The following is a 16,964-nucleotide window of genomic DNA, read 5'->3' on the forward strand; positions in this document are numbered from 1 at the left end:
GAAGACCGCCCGCGAGGCGGTCTTTCTTTTAGTCCCGATACCGATTGATTGCATCGCCCAGACTGTCCTTCAACGGATCGAGCCAGGGCGCGTAGTTCCGCCACTGCGAAAGTCCGTCGCGGAACAGCGGCCGGCGCACCTGCTCCGAGCTTGGGGTATTGATCGCACGGCGGTTGCTGTGGAATTCCAGACAGGCGGCGTCGAATGCGAGCCCACAATGCGCAAGGATCCGACGCACGCTGCCATCGAGATCTTCGACCAGGTCTTCGTAACTGACCCGCAGCACCCGGCCCGGCAGGACTCGATCCCAGTGACGCATCAACTCCAGATACGTCCTGTAATAGCTCGCGATCTCCTCGATTCCGTTGCAGAACTCCTGCCCTCTCGCGAAAAATTGCTTGAGGTTGCTGACACAGCAGGCCATCGGCTCGCGCCGGATGTCGATGATAGTCGCATTCGGCAGCATCAGGTGGATCAGGCCGATGTGCCAGAAATTGTTCGGCATCTTGTCGATGAAACGCGGCCGCCCACACCGATAGACGCGCGTCTCGTCCACGTAGCGCCGCCCGAGGCGTTCGAACAGAAGCGGGTCGAGCCCTGGCAACAGATCCGGATAGCGTCCGCGGAATTCCGAAACGGCGCGCGGAATGTCGTGCAGTTCCTGCGTCCCGTCCACGTCCGGGTGCGAGGCCAGGATCTGTTCGAGCAGCGTCGAACCCGAGCGTGGCAGGCCGACGATGAAGATCGGATCGCGGTCGGCGGCGCCGGCACCGCTGCGGGCCGCAAGGAATTCCTCGCTGCAGGTCTCGATCAGGCGACGTGCGCGATCATCCGTGACCTCGGCGCGATAGCCCCTCTTCGCTCGCACCAGCAAATTGCCGCGTTCGTAGAACGACCAGGACGCGCCAAACTCGGCCCGATCCTCCAGCGCCTTGCCGAGCGCGAAGCAAAGATGTTCGCGATCCGGCAGCCCCGGAGCCGGTAGCGCCTCGAGCTCCCGCATCCGCCTGATCTCGTCGCCGCTGAACCGATATGTCTTCAGGTTGGCGAGGCTCCAATATGCATCGCCGATATCGGCTCGGCCGTTGGTCGCGTCCTGATAGGCTTGCACCGCCTCGTCGGCCCGGCCGAGCGCCTTCAGCGAATGCCCAAGCACGATGCGCAGATGATTAAGCTCCGGCGTCTCCGAGAGCAGTTCGCGGAAGATCGGCACCGCAACGTCATGGCGACCGAGGCCCGCGAGGCTCGTGGCGCGCAAAAATCGGGCATCGGAATCGGACGGCTCCGTCTGCAGGCGCGGCTGGATCTCGTCCAGCGCCGCCGCGTATTTCTGGCGCTCGATCAAAATGCGCACAAGATCCAACCGCGCGGCGGAATAACCGGGTGCATTCTGCACCACTTCGCGGAAAAGACTCTCGGCCCGATCCGTTGCGCCGCGCCGCTGCGCGATCCGCCCGAGCAGGCGCAACGCCTCGACATGCCTTCCATCCTGCTCGATGTAGCTCGTCAGAAGGTTCTCCGCTGCCAAGTACTCGCCGTCACAGAACCAGCTGCCCGCCTCCACGACCGCGCGCGGCAATTCGCTCAGTTTCGAAAGGTGCTGTGATGCCACCTGCGCTCTCCGCCTCTGGCCGGCAGCGCCGAGCAGTCGTTCGAGCATCGCCCAGCTCGATCCGAGTGCAGGATTGAGTTCGACCGCGCGTTCGAACGACTCGATCGCGGACGCCGGATTTCCCAGCGCCACTTGGCAATGACCGCGCTCTTGGAACAGCAGGCTGAAGCTTGGCTGAGCGCGCTCGAACCCATCCAGCGCCTGGAGAGCTTGCTTCGGCTGATCGAGCAAACGAAGGTTCAGGGCCGAAAAATAAAGCGCGCGCCGCTGCGATGGCGCCCGCTGCAGCACTGCGCGGGCCGCGGCCAGCGCTTCCGTGTGCCGACGAGCGGAGGTCAGATCCTGAACGTGACGCAGCTCCGCGGCTAACGTATCGGCATTCGTATTGCGGCGATCGAGCTCGGTCACCATCACTTCACTCTCGCTTCATAGATATTTCATCTGCGCGCAATGATCGGTTCCTAGCGTGCGCCCCTCACCTGATTTCGAGCGATGCCGTTCGGCTTGCCTCGATCAATCTTCGCACAGCATGACTTGGGGGCTAGCTCGTTGACCAATACCGATCGTCGTCAGTTTCTGCAAATGTTGGGGGCGGGCGCCGCAGCGACCACGCTCAGCACAAACGTCGCGAAGGCGCTCGCGATTCCCGCTCATCACCGCACAGGCACGATCAAGGATGTCGAGCACATCGTGATCCTGATGCAGGAGAATCGTCCGTTCGACCATCACTTCGGCACGCTGCGCGGCGTCCGCGGCTTCGCCGATCCGCGCGCCGTCAAGATCAACCTGCCGCTTCAGACCGGAGGCGCCGTGAAGGCGTCGGTCTTCCTGCAGCCTGCCAGCGCGGCAAATATCGCAGCCGGTTATTCCGTTCCGCCGAATTACGGCAACCTCGGCGGCCCGGCCAACGGCGTTCCCGTGATTCCGCCGCTGCGCATCGACCCGCAAAAGATCAGCGCCGGCCTCAACAGCCTCGGCCTCACCTATCTCGGCGGCACCGACCATGGTTGGAGCCGTAACCACATCGCCTGGAACATGGGGCAGTACGACGGCTGGGCAGCGCAGAAGGGCGCAGTCGCGATGGAGTACTTCACGCGCGCCGACATTCCCTATCACTTCGCGCTGGCCGACGCCTTCACGGTACTGGACAACTACTACTCTTCGATCTTGGGCCCGACGAATCCGAACCGCTGCTACATGTGGACCGGCAGCATCGGAAACGTCGATTACGTGGGCGCGGGCGGAACGGACGGCTTCGGCGCAGGCCCGATCACCAGCAATGGCCTTCCTCAGGGGCACTACCTGAGCTGGGAGACGTTTCCCGAGGTGCTGACCAAGGCCGGCGTGAGCTGGAAAGTCTATCAGGACCTGGCGGGTAGCACGTTCGCGCCGGACTTCGGCGACGGAGGCCCGGCCGGCGATTTCAGCGGCGACTATACGGATAATTCGCTGCTGTATTTTGCCCAATACGCGAACTCTAGCGCCGGCAACCCGCTGTTCGACAATGCCTGCACCGGCACACAGCTGGCCTACAATCAGCCTGCGGCCAACGCTCCGGCCTCCGCCTGGACAGCCTGGGCTCTCAGCCAGTTCGACCAGTTCAAGGCCGACGTGCAGAACGGGACGCTGCCCCAGGTCTCCTGGATCGTCGCGCCGGCCGGCTACACCGAGCACTCCTCCTGGCCCGTCAACTATGGTGCCTGGTACATCTCGCAGGTGCTCGACATCCTGGTGTCGAAGCCGGAGGTGTTCAGCAAGACGGTCTTCATCATCAACTACGACGAAGCCGACGGCAGCTTCGACCACGTCGTTCCGCCCTCACCGCCGCCGGCCGTGTCGGCCACGCCCGACATGGGCGCCTCGACGGTCGACTACCACAACGAGATCGTCACGACCGCATCGCCGGCCGGCCCGATCGGACTGGGGACCCGGGTGCCGTGCCTCGTGATCTCGCCGTGGAGCAAGGGCGGTTACGTGAACTCGCAAGTCTTCGATCACACGTCGACGATCCAGTTCATCGAAAAGCGTTTCGGTGTCTACGAACGCAACATCTCGCCCTGGCGCCGCGCCGTCTGCGGCGACCTGACTTCGGTGTTCAATTTCAAGAATCCGGATCGGGATCGGGACGACGACGATCAGGTCAAGCTGCCGTCCACCGCCGGCTATCTGCCGTCGGTCGGCGAATTGTCGGGCACCGTCAGCCCGCCGACGGTCGCAATCAAGCCGAACAACGTGATCATCGGTATTCCTGAGCAGGAAAAGGGCATTCGCCCGGCGCGCGCCCTGCCCTACGAACTGAATGTCTATGGCAAGGTCGACGTTACCGCCGGCACGATCGCGTTGCAGTTCATCAACAGCGGCAAGGCCGGCGCGGTGTTCCACGTCCGCTCGGGCAGCACCACCGACCCGGTCCGGACCTACACGGTCGAGGCCGGCAAGACCCTGTCGGGATCCTGGACCGTCACCGGAACGTACGACCTCACCGTCTACGGCCCGAACGGGTTCACCCGCTCGTTCAAGGGCAGCGTCGGCTCTGGCGCGGTAGCGCTCGATATCCGCTCTGGCTATGGAGATGACGACGACAACTTGATCTCGCTGTCGGTGCGGAACACGCGGCCGCAGAAGGCCACCGTGACCCTGTTCGATGCGTATACCGGCGAAAAGATGGTCCGCACGCTTGGCCCGAACGGGCGTGCCGACGGCAGGCTGCCGCTTGAGCGTTTCCACGGCTGGTACGACCTCGTCGTCACGGTCGCGGAAGACCCGCATTTCGAGTACCGGCTGACCGGGCATGTCGAGACCGGACGCGACAGCAAGTCGGACCCGGCGATGGGCGGTCTGCTGGCGTTGAAGGCCTGAGGGGGCGCCGCGCGTCGAATAACGGATGAAGCTGATTTGACGTTTGCTCCGCAGTTCGCGGGACTGCTCAGGCGAACGTCAAATCCTACGCTTCACTAGACTAAGCGTTAGAACGGCCGTGCCGGTAGGCGCGGCCGTTCTTCTTGCGTGCGGAATCGCGGAAGCACGAGAGCAATGGCACCGCGCTGGTGCGGCGAACTGGCGTGAGACTCGTCGTGCATGACACGGCCGGCAAATCATCTCGCCAAACAAAAATGGCCCGCGCAATGCGGGCCATTTTCGTATCGGAACCGGTGATGTCCGAATTTGGTTGCGGGGATAGGATTTGAACCTATGACCTTCAGGTTATGAGCCTGACGAGCTACCGGGCTGCTCCACCCCGCGATAAACCGAAGCGCGCTTGCCAACAAACCGAAGAGACAAATGATCCTGGCTAACGCTCCTCGCGCGCCAGTCATCCGTCTATTAAGGCTTCCTGAGAAGGCTTAGGCCCCGACGGCCGGGTCGGCTGTGGGGCGCGGCCGGTATGTACCAACGCCGGGCCGGTTTGGAAAGGGGCTTGGCGCAAGTTTTTTTCCAGATTTGTGACACTCGGGGACGGCTGGGGCCAGGATCGAATTCTGATGATACGTCAATAGGATACGACCGGCACAGGCCTCCGGCACGGATCGGCTTGAAGCGCATGCCTCAGCACCGCGCCTGGCTGAACCCGCCATTGCCTGGCCACGCCCTTCCCCTCCCCTTGCCAACGGTTCCGCAAAGCGCGAGCTTTCGGCGCAAACGACGGTCGCGCAGGCCGAGACGATAAACGCATCCGCAGGAAACGGTGAAGGAGACGTCCATGGACCGGTCGCTGAAAAGCCCGCCTTTATCCGCGCTGGACGACACTTTCCACGCCATGGTCGAGGCATCGCGGAGCGCGCCACCGCCCGCTTTGCCGGCGCGACTGTCGCGGCTGAAGAGGCTGCGCAAGCTGCTCGCCGATAATGAGCAGCGCTTCGTCGCGGCGATCTCCGAGGATTTCGGCCATCGCTGCGCGATCGAGACCACCATTGCCGAGACGCTGTTTCTGCAGAGCGAGCTCCGGCATACCATCAAGATGCTGCCGCGCTGGATGAAGCCGCGCTGGATTGCCACCGCGCTGCAATTCTGGCCGGCCGCCAACCGGCTGATGCCACAGCCGCTCGGCGTGGTCGGCATCATTGCGCCCTGGAATTATCCGCTGCAGCTGACGCTGGCGCCGGCGATCGGCGCGATCGCCGCCGGCAACCGCGTCGTGATCAAGCCGAGCGAGCTCACTCCGCGCTTCTCGGCGCTGTTGAAGGAGCTGATTGCCGCCGATTTCGAGCCGGCGGAACTGACCGTCACCGGCATCGAGGATGGCGTCGCGGAAGCCTTCGCACGCCTGCCGTTCGATCACCTCGTCTTCACCGGCTCGACCCGGGTGGGCCGCATCGTCGCGGAAGCCGCCGGAAGGAATCTTACGCCGGTCACGCTCGAGCTCGGCGGCAAGTCACCGACCATCGTCGATCGCTCCGCAAATCTCGACGAAGCCGCGCAACGCATCGCCTATGCAAAGCTGCTCAATGCCGGGCAGACCTGCATCGCGCCGGACTATGTGTTCGTGCCGGAGGCCTCGCTGGCTGAGTTTGCCGGCAAGGTACATGGGCACATCCAGGCGATGTTCGGCACCGATCCCGCCAATAAGGACTACACCGCGATCATCTCCGAGCGCCATTACAGCCGGCTCGAGAGCCTCGCCAATGACGCTGTGGCGAAAGGCGCGAAACTGTTGCAGCCGGCAGCTGCCGGCGATCCCGCCTGGAAAGGCTTGCGTAAATTCCCGCCGACCGCGGTCGTCGGCGCGACGCCAGAGATGGCGATCATGCAGGAGGAAATCTTCGGGCCGCTGCTGCCGGTCCTGATTTACCGCGAGCCGAAGGAGGCCGTCTCCTACATCAACGCGCATGACCGGCCGCTCGCGCTCTATTGGTTCGGCACCGATGACGCCGCGCGTGACGAGGTGCTCTCGCGCACGGTCTCCGGCGGCGTCACCATCAACGACTGCCTCCTGCATTTCGCGCAAATCAACCAGCCGATGGGCGGGGTCGGCGCCTCAGGCACCGGCTGCTATCACGGCCAATGGGGCTTCGACACTTTCAGCAAGCTGAAACCGGTGTTCTACCGGTCGCCGCTCAACCGCATGGCCGATCTCTATCCGCCCTATGGCGCCAAGATCGCGCGGATCGAAAAACTGCTGCGTTGGCTGAGCTGAGGAAACCCATTCATCGTTCCGAGGAACGCGAAGTCCGAACTCGGGATCTCGAATGCACGACGTCGTCATTGCGAGCGAAGCGAAGCAATCCAGTCTTGCCGAGAAAGCTGGATTGCTTCGTCGCTTTCAGCTCCTCGCAATGACGACGGAAGCAACACAAGAAAACTGGTACACCTAGGGAGAAATACGTGGCGAACGAGGTCGATTTCATCGTGGTCGGCGCCGGTAGCGGCGGCGCCACCGTGGCCGGGCGGCTGTCGGAGGATTCCGGAACGTCCGTTGCGCTCCTTGACGCCGGCGGGCGTTGCGACAATTGGATCGTCACCACGCCTTATATGCTGTTCCTGATGGTGGCGGGTCCCGTCAACAATTGGGGATTCACCACGCTGCCGCAGAAGGGCCTGAACGGCCGCACCGGCTATCAGCCGCGCGGACGCGGGCTCGGCGGCTCTTCCGCCATCAACGCCATGGTCTATATCCGTGGACATCGCGCCGATTACGACCATTGGGCCGCGCTCGGCAACACCGGCTGGTCGTTCGCCGACGTGCGGCCCTATTTCAAGCGTGCCGAGAACAACGCCGATTTCGACGGCGACTATCACGGGACGACCGGACCGTTGCATGTCAGCCGGCTGCGCACGGACAATCCCGTGCATGAGATTTTCCTGCAGGGGGCGCGGGAAGCGCAGTTTCCGATCCGCGACGATTTCAATGCCGAGCATCAGGAGGGACTCGGCCTCTACCAGGTCACCCAGCACAATGGTGAGCGCTGGAGCGCGGCGCGCGCCTATGTGCAGCCGCATCTGGGCAAGCGCAGCAATCTGCGCGTCGAGACGAGCGCGCGCGCGACACTGATCCTGTTCGACGGCAAGCGCGCGGTCGGGGTGAAGTATCGGCAAGGCAAGGAGGTGAAGGAAATCCGCTGCAGGCGGGAGGTGATCCTGGCCTCCGGCGCCTTCCAGACGCCGCAACTGTTGATGCTATCGGGCGTCGGCGATGCCGCCGAGCTGTCACGGCTCGGCATCGCGAGCGTGCACGATCTGCCCGGGGTCGGTAAGAACCTGCAGGACCACCCCGATTTCATCTTCGCCTACACCTCCGACAATCCGAACTTCTCCTCGCTGTCGCCGAAAGGGCTCGCGCGGCTGATCCGAGGCATCGGCCAATACCGGCACGAACGCCGCGGGATGATGACGTCGAACTTCGCCGAGTGTGGCGGTTTCCTGAAGACGCGGCCGGACCTCGACGTCCCGGACATCCAGCTGCATTTCGGCATGGCCGTCACCGAGGATCACGGCCGCAAGCGGCACGGCAACGGCTTCTCCTGCCATGTCTGCCTGTTGCGGCCGAAGAGCCGCGGCACGGTGACGCTGAAGAACGCCGATCCGCTCGCGGCCCCCCTCATCGATCCGAACTTCCTCGGTGAAGACGAGGATCTCGCGACCATGGTCGCCGGCTACAAGACGACACGCCGTCTGATGGAAACCCCGGCGATGCGCGGGTTGCAGACGCGCGATCTGTTCACCGCCGACGTGAAAACGGACGATGACATCAGAGCCATCCTGCGCGCCCGCGTCGACACGGTCTATCACCCGGTCGGCACCTGCAAGATGGGCGTGAACGATCCACTCGCCGTCGTCGACCCCACACTCAAGGTGCGGGGCATGTCAGGATTGCGCGTGGTCGATGCCTCGATCATGCCGACGCTGATCGGCGGCAACACCAACGCGCCAACCATCATGATCGGGGAGAAAGCGGCCGATATGATCAGAGGCGAGATGCGGTGAGCGATAAAGCTGCGACTGCGCCGTCATGGCCGGGCTTGACGGAGAGCTTTGAATCAGCGGCGCACTACGTCAGCAAGAACCCGCCATCGACGGTGACGACGCTGCCGGTCATGTAGCGTGAGGCGGGGGAGGCGAGCAGCATGATGGCGCCGTCGAGATCGCTTTCGTGGCCGACGCGCCGCTGTGGGATGCGCTTGATCAGCTTCTCGCCCGCCGGCGTATTCCAGATGTCGTGGTTGATCTCGGTGTCGATATAGCCGGGCGCCAGCGCGTTGACGCGGATGTCGTTGGCGGCCAGCTCCAGAGCGAGCGCCTTGGTCGCCTGGATCACGGCCGCCTTGGAGATCGCATAAGGCGAGACGAACTTCACCACGCTCGAGCCAAGCACGGAGGCGATGTTGATGATGTTGCCGCCCGACTGCCGCGCGATCATCCGGCGCGCGATCTCGGTGGCGGCGAAATAGGCGCCTTTCAGATTGGCGCCGATCACGGCATCCCAATCGGCCTCGCTCTGCTCGATCGCGAGCTTCTCCACCGCGATGCCGGCATTGTTGATCAGCACCGTGACCGGGCCGAGCGTGGCTTCCGCCGCATCGATCGCTTGCGCAATCGACGCCGTGCTGGTGACGTCCATCTGCACCGCCGCAGCGCGGCCGCCCTTCGCCTTGATCTCGTCCTCGAGCGCTTTCAGCTTGGACGTCTGCCGGGCCGCGAGCGCCACGGCCGCGCCATGCGCCGACAAGACCCGCGCGAATTGCCGGCCAAGGCCCTGGCTCGCGCCGGTGATGAGGATCACTTCCCGGCTGACATCGAACAGATCGGACATGGGCGACCTTGCGTTTCCTTTATGTGTTGGCGCGGATTGATACAGACGATTTGAAGGCGCGCAAAGGCGAATTGTTTACGCACGCCGCGTACAACCCAGGCGGATCAGCCATGAACAGCTTCGACCTCGCCGTTTACGTCGCACTTGTGATTGCCGTCTATAACGGCTTCAGCACCGGGCTGTTGCGCAGCGCCGTCAACATCCTCGCTTATCTCCTGGCCATGCCGCTCGCTGCGGCGGCGACCGCAAGCCTCGGGCCAATTCTGCAGGCCCAGCCGGTCTCGCCCTTCCTGCAGAATTGGGTGCTGTTCTTCGCCGCCTTCCTCCTGATCGGGATGGCCTTCGGCCAACTCGCGCGCATGCTCCTGGACGAGGCGATCGGGCCGGAGGCCGGATTCGGCGACCGGCTCGGCGGGGCGGCGCTCGGCGCGGTGCGCGTCGGCATGGTCGCAACCACCCTGGTGCTGGTATTCGATCAGCTGGTGCCGGCCGAACGCCAGCCAGGTTTTCTCACCGGCTCGCAGCTGCGGCCGCTGTTCTCGCTGGCGGCACAGCGCGGTTTCCGCTCGCTGCCTCCGGAAGCCGCCGCGGCGATCGAGCGCCTGAAGCAGCAACAGCGCATCTGATGCCGCGTTGCGGCACGGCATCGGCGTGCGAGGCGAGGCCTGCAATGAGGCATGCAATTCGGCAGGGGCCGTTTGCGCTTATCAGCGCCGCCTGCCTTGGCTAGAATGCCAACCTCTTTCAAGCCTCAACTGATATCGTGGAGTGATCAATCGTGGATCTCGGGATCAAGGGCCGCCGGGCCATCGTCTGTGCTTCCAGCAAGGGACTGGGCCGCGCCTGTGCCTTCGCGCTCGCCAATGAGGGCGTCGATGTGACGATCACTGCCCGCGGCGCCGAGGCGCTGGCCAAGACGGCATCCGAGATCCGCGCCGCCTCGCCCGGCATCACCGTGACCGAGGTGGTCGGCGACATCACCACGCTGGAGGGGCGTGCGGCCGTGCTGAAGGCCTGCCCGGAGCCGGATATCCTGGTCAACAATGCCGGCGGTCCGCCGCCCGGTGATTTCCGCAACTGGACCCGCGACGACTGGATCAAGGCGCTCGACGCCAACATGCTGACCCCGATCGAGCTGATCAAGGCGACGGTCGACGGCATGATGGCGCGCAAGTTCGGCCGCATCGTCAACATCACTTCGGCCGCGGTGAAGGCGCCGATCGATATTCTCGGCCTGTCCAACGGCGCCCGCGCCGGCCTCACCGGCTTCGTCGCAGGCCTGTCGCGCAAAACCGTGATCAACAACGTCACCATCAATGCGCTGCTGCCGGGGCCGTTCGAGACCGACCGCCTGATCGGCACCGCGAAGGCCGAATCCGAAAAACGCGGGATCCCGCCGGAGCAGATCCTCGCCGATCGCGCCAAGACCAATCCGGCGGGCCGCTTCGGCAATCCGGAAGAGTTCGGCCTTTTCTGCGCCTTCCTGTGCGGGGCCAAGGCCGGCTACATCACCGGGCAGAACATCCTGCTCGATGGCGGCGCTTTCCCGGGCACCCTGTAACGGGACGCGCGAGCGGCGCGACGATCACGACCGCTTGGTGATCTCGTCCTCGTCGCGCTCGCTCGGACTGGCGGAGTCAGCAGTCGTGCGCTCCTCGGTCCAATCGACGCCGAACGCTGCGAGCCCCTCGGCGAGCAGATCGCCGAGCATCGGCTCGCCGAGCAGATAGCGCGCGGTGTGACGATCGCGCTGTCCGGCCGCCTCGGCCCGCAGATCGTCCCAATCCTCGATATCGCCGTCGCCGCGGCCAAGCCGCATCAAGGCGACGAGATCGGTCTGCTCGTCCTCGGTGAGCGCATTGATGAAGCCGGTGATCTCCCGTACCACCGGATCGTCGGGGGTATCCTCGAGCACGTCGACCATGTCGTCATCGGCGGCATTCGATCCCGATTCCGGATCGCTCGCGTCCTCCTTGACGTCAAACTCCCGCGCCTTCTCGATCAGGAACGCGACCTTCTCGGGCGATATGGTCAGCTCTGGCATCTCGCTCTCCTCTTCGCCGATAACGCCGGCTTTCGAAAGATGATCCATTGCACGGGCCAGCATAAGCCCGCATCGTCGCGGTTCAACGACAAGATGAGATCGGGGAGGAGATCATGCAATGGACGGTCGGGCGGGTGCGGATCACCAAGCTGGTGGAGCTGGAGACGATCGGCCACACCCGCTTCATCCTGCCGCAGGCGACGCCTGAGGAAATCGCGAAACTGCCCTGGCTGATCCCACATTTCGCCAATCCCGAAGGCAGGCTGAAGCTCTCGATCCATGCACTGGTGCTGGAAACTCCGACCGACCGCATCCTGGTCGATACCGGGCTCGGCAACGATAAGCAGGACCGCAGCGTGCCGGCCTGGAACAACCGCAGCACGCCATTCCTGGAGATGATGGACGCCGCAGGCTTTCCCCCAGAGAGCATCGACATGGTGGTCTGCACGCATCTGCATGTCGATCACGTCGGCTGGAATACGCGGCTCGCTGACGGCAAATGGGTGCCGACCTTCGCCAACGCGCGCTACGTGTTCGGCCGCACCGAATATGAGGATTGGCGCGACCATAGCGAAAGGCCGGAGCAGATCGCCGTCTTCAAGGATTCGGTGCAGCCGGTCATGGAAGCCGGCCGGGCGGAGCTCGTCGCCAGCGACGCCCGGCTCACCGACGAAATCAGCCTCATTCCGACCCCGGGCCACAGCCCGGGCCATATGAGCCTGCATATCCGCTCCGCCGGCGAACAGGGGCTGCTGACCGGCGACGTCGCCCATCACCCCTGCCAGATGGCCCATCTGGACTGGTCGTCCACGGCGGATTCGGACCCCGCGCAAGCGGCAGAGACCCGGCGCGCGCTGTTCGGCCGCGTCGCCGACCAGGACGTGCTGGTGATCGGCGGCCATTTCGATGCCGGGCACATCAGGCGGGATCACAGCGCCTTCCGCTTCGAGGCGCTGGCCTGATCCTCGGGTCGGCGTGGGATGCGGAAACGCCGGGCAGCCAGGGCCAGCCATGCGCGGCTGCGATTGAATTTCATGTCCTCTTGCTCCATGACAATGCCCTCTGGAATGCCAGAGACGGTCTAGGGAGAGAAACCAGATGAAGCTTGTGCGTTACGGCGACAAAGGCGCGGAGAAGCCGGGCCTGATCGACACATCCGGCCAGCTGCGCGACCTGTCGGCGCATGTCAGGGACCTCGACGGCGCCGCCTATGCGCCGGAATCGTTGAAGAAGCTTGCAGCGATCGATCCCGCTTCCCTGCCCGCCGTCTCCGGCAATCCGCGGCTCGGCGCGCCCGTGACCGGCATTTCGAAATTCGTCGCCATCGGCCTGAACTACTCCGACCATGCCAAGGAGACCAATAATCCGATTCCGGCCGAGCCGATCTTCTTCCTGAAGGCCAACACGGCGCTGTGCGGCCCGAATGACGCCGTCGAGAAGCCGCGCGGCTCGACCAAGCTTGACTGGGAGGTCGAGATTGCAGTCATCATCGGCACCCGCGCCAAATACGTCTCTGAGGCCGATGCTCTCAATCATGTCGCCGGCTATTGCATCTGCAACGACGTCTCCGAGCGCAATTTCCAGATCGAGCGGCTCGGACAATGGACCAAGGGCAAGTCGCATGACACCTTCGGCCCGGTCGGCCCCTGGCTGGTCACCAAGGACGAGATTGCGAACGTGCAGAACCTCTCGATGTGGCTCGACGTCAACGGCCAGCGCCGCCAGACCGGGACCACGGCGACCATGATCTTCTCGATCGCCAAGTGCATCTCCTATGTTTCGCAATTCATGACGCTCCTGCCGGGTGACATCGTCACCACGGGGACGCCGCCGGGCGTCGGCATGGGCATGAAGCCGCCGACCTTCCTCAATGTTGGCGACGTCGTCACGCTCGGCATCGAAGGGCTGGGCGAGCAGCGCCAGGTGATCATCGAGGCCTAAGCCGACGCCGTCATTGCGAGCGAAGCGAAGCAATCCAGAACTGTCACCGCGGAAAGACCCAGGATTGCTTCGTCGCTGACGCTCCTCGCAATGACAACGTTCTGCTCGCGTCAGTAAGGGGCACCATCATGAAACTCACCTTCTCTCCCGCTTCACCCTTCGCGCGCAAGGTGCGCATCGCCGCGATCGAGCTCGGGCTGATCGATCAGATCGAGTTCGTGCCGGCGGCGGTCACGCCGGGCCAGCCGAACGACGAATATTCTCGACTGACGCCGCTGAAGAAGCTTCCGGTCCTGATCCTCGATAATGGCGATGTGATCCTGGATTCCTACGTGATCGTCGAATATCTCGACGAGCTCGCGGGCGGCGGCAAGCTGATCCCCGCATCCGGCCCTTCGCGCTGGAAGGTGAAGACAGAGCATTCGATGCTGCAGGGCATGCTCGATTCCATGCTGCTGTGCCGTTACGAGGCGCTGGTGCGCCCGGAGGCGTTGCGCTGGAAGGCCTGGAGCGATGATCACTGGAACCGGGCCTGGACCGGCATGGCGCGCTTTGCGCAGCAGGCGGATCTGTTGTCACGTCCCTTCGACGTCGCAGCGATCGGGCTGGTTTGCGTGCTCGGCTATGCCGATTTCCGCTTTGCCGATTGCGGCTGGCGCAAGGCCTATCCCACGCTCGATGCGTTCTATCAGAAGATGCAGGAGCGCGAGTCCGTCAGGGTCTCGGCGCCCCCGGCGGCGTAACAGGCGAAGGAAGCGGCTCGTGAGCGCGACATTGTCCGTCAACGATCTCACCATACAGCGTATCGTCGAGCAGGAAGTCCCCTTTCTCGCAGCACGCGAGATGTTTCCTGATCTTACGCCTGACATGCTCGATGAAAGCCGCGAGAGCCTGAAACAGGCGAAGGCGATCGACGATCGCGATACGCTGATCCTCTGCTTCCAGTCCTATGTGGTGAAGACGCCGCATCACACCATCCTGATCGACAGCTGCATCGGCAACGACAAGCCGCGACCGGGGCGGCCGGCCTGGAACATGAAGACCGACGACACCTATATGCGCGCGCTCGCCGGCGCCGGCGTCTCCGTCAATGACATCGACTTCGTGATGTGCACGCATCTGCATGTCGATCACGTCGGCTGGAACACGCGGCTCGACAACGGTCGCTGGGCGCCGAGCTTTCCGAACGCTCGCTATATCTTCGGCGCGCACGAATACGACCATTGGACGGCGCAGAACGCGAAGGCTGAGGTCCCACCGTTCACGGACAGCGTGCTGCCCGTGGTCGAGGCGGCCCGCGCCGATATCGTCGGCGATGATTTCTCGATCGGCGATCACGTGCGGATCCTACCGACCCCCGGCCACACGCCGGGCCACGTCGCCATTGCCGTCGGCAAGGGCCGGGACGAGGCGCTATTCGGCGGAGACCTGATGCACTCGCCGCTGCAGCTGCGTTATCCGGAGTTGTCGCCGAAATTCGACGTCGATCCGAGACAGGCCGCAACGACGCGACGGCAATTCCTGGAGCGCTGTTGCGACAGCGGCGCATTGTGCTGCCCGGCGCATTTCCCCTCGCCCTCGATCGGCCGGATCCGTCGCAGCGGCAACGGCTTCAGCTGCGAGTGGGTGTAAGCGCGCGCTCCGCGCTCACCCGAACAGGCTCGGCGTGTAATTCACGGCGGCGCCTTCGATGGCCAGCATCTTCAACTTGGTCTCGACGCCGCCATTGGCGGAGAAGCCGCCCGGCTTGTTGCCGGCCGCGAGCACCCGATGGCAGGGCACGACGATCGGGCACGGATTGCGGCCCAACGCCTGACCGACCTCGCGCGACAGCTCGACGCCGCCCAGCTTCTTGGCGATTTCGCCATAGGTCATGGTCTTGCCGGGCGGAATGGTGCGCGCGATCGCATAGACCCCGCGATGGAATGCCGGCACGCCGTCGAGATCGAGCGGGATGTCGCTGAGATCATCGGCCTCACCGGCCAACAGACGCGTGATCCGCGCGATCGCGAGACTGACCTGCGAGCTCGGCGCGGCCTCCCGGATCTCGCCGAATCGCTGCCGCATCCGCACGCGCGTCTTCTCCGGAATGCCCATCGGCAGCTGCACGCCGTTGATGCCGCGCGGTCCCCAGGCGATCGCACAGGCGCCGACCGCGGTGTCGAACAATGCGAAATATTCATCTTGCATGGCGGGCTCCATCGTTTGCTGCCCCCTATCAACATGGACAGAATCTAGTCTTGGAGAATGTTGCGATCCACCCGGATTCTGCCAATCTTGGCCGGCCGTCCCGCCGTTTTGAGGACCACGCGACCCAGGAATCACGCCAATCGGAATGATCCCATGAACCTCTTCTCCCTCCTGCAGGCCCGCAACGCCACCGGCAAGCCGGTGCGCGTGGCGCTGATCGGCGCCGGCAAATTCGGCTCGATGTTCCTGGCGCAGGTCCCGCATGTGCCCGGCCTGGACGTGACGGCGATCGTCGATCTCGATCCGCAGCGTGCGAAGGACGCGTGCAAGACCGTGGGGTGGGACGAGGCGTTGATCGCCGCGACCGCGTTCACGTCCGATGCGGCAAAGGCGATGAGTGCGGATGTCGAGGTGGTGATCGAGGCCACCGGCAATCCAGCGGCTGGGATCCGGCATGCGCGCGCAGCGATCGCCGCCGGCAAGCATATCGTGATGGTCAACGTCGAGGCCGACGTGCTCGCCGGCCCGCTGCTGGCGCAAGAAGCGCGCAAGGCCGGCGTGGTCTATTCGCTGGCCTATGGCGACCAGCCGGCGCTGACGGCCGAGATGGTGGATTGGGCCCGCGCCACCGGCTTTCGCGTCGTGGCCGCAGGCAAGGGCACCAAGTACCTGCCGGCCTACCACGACGTGACGCCGGAAGGCGTCTGGCAGCATTACGGATTGACCGCCGCAGCGGCGCAATCCGCGGGCATGAACCCGCAGATGTTCAACTCATTCCTCGACGGCACCAAATCCGTGATCGAGATGGCGGCGATTGCGAATGCAACGGGGCTGGGCGTTCCCGGCGACGGGCTGTTGTTTCCACCGTGCGGCGTCGACGATCTCCCCCATGTGCTGCGACCGCGCGAGGCCGGAGGCATCCTGGAAAAAGCCGGCATGGTCGAGGTGGTCTCTTCGCTGGAGCGCGACGGCCGCCCGGTGTTTCGCGATCTGCGATGGGGTGTTTATGTCGTGCTGGAAGCACCGAACGATTACACTGCCGACTGCTTCAGGCAATACGGGCTCAAGACGGACGCCAGCGGACGCTACGCCGCGATGTACAAGCCCTATCACCTCATCGGCCTCGAGCTGAACATTTCGGTGCTGTCGGCCGCACTGCGCAAGGAGCCGACCGGACAGCCGCTTGGCTTCCATGGTGATGTCGTGGCGGTGGCGAAGCGCAATCTCCGGAGCGGCGAAATGCTCGACGGTGAAGGCGGGTACACGGTCTGGGGCCGGCTGATGCCGGCAGCGACGAGCCTCCAGCTGGGCGCGCTCCCGATCGGACTTGCGCATCGCGTCAGGCTGACCCGCGACATCGTGCATGGCGCCGTGGTGCGCTGGAGCGATGTCGCGATCGAACCGAACGATGAGACGGTGAAAGTCCGAAA

The 16,964-nt window shown here is 64.2% G+C and carries 15 protein-coding genes and 1 tRNA gene (1 of these 16 running past the window's edge); 11 read left to right on the forward strand and 5 right to left on the reverse strand.

Annotated features, from left to right (window positions below; translation table 11 throughout):
• Positions 1-28: 28 nt before the first annotated feature.
• Positions 29-2,023, reverse strand: coding sequence for a tetratricopeptide repeat-containing sulfotransferase family protein (locus QXZ85_RS16785; protein WP_315768654.1), 1,995 nt, complete (start codon positions 2,021-2,023; stop codon positions 29-31).
• Positions 2,024-2,161: 138 nt separating this feature from the next.
• On the opposite strand from QXZ85_RS16785, the gene QXZ85_RS16790 reads away from it, so the two are divergent.
• On the forward strand, positions 2,162-4,471 hold the full coding sequence (locus QXZ85_RS16790; protein WP_315764765.1) for a phosphocholine-specific phospholipase C: 2,310 nt from the start codon (positions 2,162-2,164) through the stop codon (positions 4,469-4,471).
• A 307-nt stretch (positions 4,472-4,778) separates the two neighbouring features.
• Here the strand turns inward: QXZ85_RS16790 and QXZ85_RS16795 are convergent.
• Positions 4,779-4,855: transfer RNA gene (locus tag QXZ85_RS16795), tRNA-Met, on the reverse strand.
• 457 nt (positions 4,856-5,312) lie between these two features.
• On the opposite strand from QXZ85_RS16795, the gene QXZ85_RS16800 reads away from it, so the two are divergent.
• Genes QXZ85_RS16800 through QXZ85_RS16810 form a run of 3 tightly spaced genes read left to right on the forward strand, consistent with a single transcriptional unit; the run spans position 5,313 to position 8,533 of the window.
• Entirely contained in the window at positions 5,313-6,746 is a 1,434-nt protein-coding gene (locus QXZ85_RS16800; protein WP_316174484.1) for a coniferyl aldehyde dehydrogenase, read from the forward strand.
• Between the two features lie 52 nt (positions 6,747-6,798).
• Positions 6,799-6,924 carry a hypothetical protein gene (locus QXZ85_RS16805; protein WP_315706377.1) on the forward strand — a complete coding sequence of 42 codons (126 nt, stop codon included), beginning with the start codon at positions 6,799-6,801 and terminating at the stop codon, positions 6,922-6,924.
• A gap of 10 nt (positions 6,925-6,934) precedes the next feature.
• Positions 6,935-8,533, forward strand: coding sequence for a GMC family oxidoreductase (locus tag QXZ85_RS16810; protein ID WP_315767073.1), 1,599 nt, complete (start codon positions 6,935-6,937; stop codon positions 8,531-8,533).
• Between the two features lie 64 nt (positions 8,534-8,597).
• On the opposite strand, the gene QXZ85_RS16815 is transcribed toward QXZ85_RS16810, so the two are convergent.
• The gene (locus QXZ85_RS16815; RefSeq protein WP_315706379.1) at positions 8,598-9,359 is read right to left on the reverse strand and encodes an SDR family oxidoreductase; all 762 of its coding nucleotides are present in this window, start codon (positions 9,357-9,359) and stop codon (positions 8,598-8,600) included.
• Positions 9,360-9,469: 110 nt separating this feature from the next.
• Between QXZ85_RS16815 and QXZ85_RS16820 the strand changes: the two genes are divergently transcribed.
• The gene (locus tag QXZ85_RS16820; protein WP_315706380.1) at positions 9,470-9,985 is read left to right on the forward strand and encodes a CvpA family protein; all 516 of its coding nucleotides are present in this window, start codon (positions 9,470-9,472) and stop codon (positions 9,983-9,985) included.
• Positions 9,986-10,137: 152 nt separating this feature from the next.
• On the forward strand, positions 10,138-10,920 hold the full coding sequence (locus QXZ85_RS16825; protein WP_315706381.1) for an SDR family oxidoreductase: 783 nt from the start codon (positions 10,138-10,140) through the stop codon (positions 10,918-10,920).
• A gap of 24 nt (positions 10,921-10,944) precedes the next feature.
• Here the strand turns inward: QXZ85_RS16825 and QXZ85_RS16830 are convergent, their stop codons facing one another.
• The gene (locus QXZ85_RS16830) at positions 10,945-11,403 is read right to left on the reverse strand and encodes a DUF3775 domain-containing protein (protein ID WP_315706382.1); all 459 of its coding nucleotides are present in this window, start codon (positions 11,401-11,403) and stop codon (positions 10,945-10,947) included.
• A gap of 113 nt (positions 11,404-11,516) precedes the next feature.
• On the opposite strand from QXZ85_RS16830, the gene QXZ85_RS16835 reads away from it, so the two are divergent.
• The 4 genes from QXZ85_RS16835 (at position 11,517) to QXZ85_RS16850 (ending at position 14,976) form a co-directional block, all read left to right on the forward strand.
• Positions 11,517-12,365, forward strand: a complete 849-nt coding sequence (locus tag QXZ85_RS16835; protein ID WP_315767072.1) for an MBL fold metallo-hydrolase — start codon at positions 11,517-11,519, stop codon at positions 12,363-12,365.
• Between the two features lie 136 nt (positions 12,366-12,501).
• Positions 12,502-13,344, forward strand: a complete 843-nt coding sequence (locus QXZ85_RS16840; RefSeq protein WP_315706384.1) for a fumarylacetoacetate hydrolase family protein — start codon at positions 12,502-12,504, stop codon at positions 13,342-13,344.
• A 128-nt stretch (positions 13,345-13,472) separates the two neighbouring features.
• Positions 13,473-14,087: a glutathione S-transferase family protein gene (locus QXZ85_RS16845; RefSeq protein ID WP_315706385.1), complete on the forward strand. Its 615-nt coding sequence runs from the start codon at positions 13,473-13,475 to the stop codon at positions 14,085-14,087.
• Between the two features lie 19 nt (positions 14,088-14,106).
• Positions 14,107-14,976 carry an MBL fold metallo-hydrolase gene (locus QXZ85_RS16850; protein WP_315744260.1) on the forward strand — a complete coding sequence of 290 codons (870 nt, stop codon included), beginning with the start codon at positions 14,107-14,109 and terminating at the stop codon, positions 14,974-14,976.
• Positions 14,977-14,991: 15 nt separating this feature from the next.
• On the opposite strand, the gene QXZ85_RS16855 is transcribed toward QXZ85_RS16850, so the two are convergent.
• On the reverse strand, positions 14,992-15,534 hold the full coding sequence (locus QXZ85_RS16855) for a methylated-DNA--[protein]-cysteine S-methyltransferase (RefSeq protein WP_315744259.1): 543 nt from the start codon (positions 15,532-15,534) through the stop codon (positions 14,992-14,994).
• 153 nt (positions 15,535-15,687) lie between these two features.
• Here QXZ85_RS16855 and QXZ85_RS16860 point away from each other — a divergent pair, with 153 nt between their 5' ends.
• Positions 15,688-16,964: the 5' portion of an NAD(P)H-dependent oxidoreductase gene (locus QXZ85_RS16860; RefSeq protein ID WP_315744258.1), read on the forward strand. Its footprint extends 28 nt past the window's final position; the window shows 1,277 of its 1,305 coding nt (coding positions 1-1,277); its start codon is at positions 15,688-15,690; its stop codon lies beyond the right edge, outside the window.

The organism is Bradyrhizobium sp. SZCCHNGR1005 (assembly GCF_032489995.1).
In the GTDB taxonomy this organism is placed as follows: Bacteria; Pseudomonadota; Alphaproteobacteria; order Rhizobiales; family Xanthobacteraceae; genus Bradyrhizobium.